The sequence below is a fragment of the Microbacterium sp. LB12 genome, assembly GCF_037150835.1.
Classification (GTDB): domain Bacteria; phylum Actinomycetota; class Actinomycetes; order Actinomycetales; family Microbacteriaceae; genus Microbacterium.
In genome coordinates this window covers 1-255 of sequence record NZ_JBBCPF010000061.1, presented here as the reverse complement: position 1 = coordinate 255, position 255 = coordinate 1, and the positions used below count along the sequence as shown (strand labels likewise).

General features: G+C 64.3%; 1 pseudogene. It reads left to right on the top strand.

The annotated features are described in order from the left end of the window. Window positions 1–15 precede the first annotated feature (15 nt). Window positions 16–255 (top strand): annotated as a pseudogene (locus WFM69_RS19380) (hypothetical protein); the annotation flags it as partial.

Below are 255 nucleotides of genomic sequence, written 5' to 3'. Positions count from 1 at the left end.
GTGGCAACAAGCACCGTGCACACGCAAAGCGGCGACCTCTTCGACAGACCCGTCAACGTGCGATTCAACCCCATCGGATACGACTTCGACTACGGCGACGGCACCACCAGATCAACAACCACCGGCGACCGCACCTGGACCGCACTCGGCCAAGCCACATTCACGACCACCCCGACCAGCCACGCCTACCGCGACCGCGGCACCTACACGGCCCACACCAGCATCCACTACACCGCCGAGGTCGACATCGGCAAC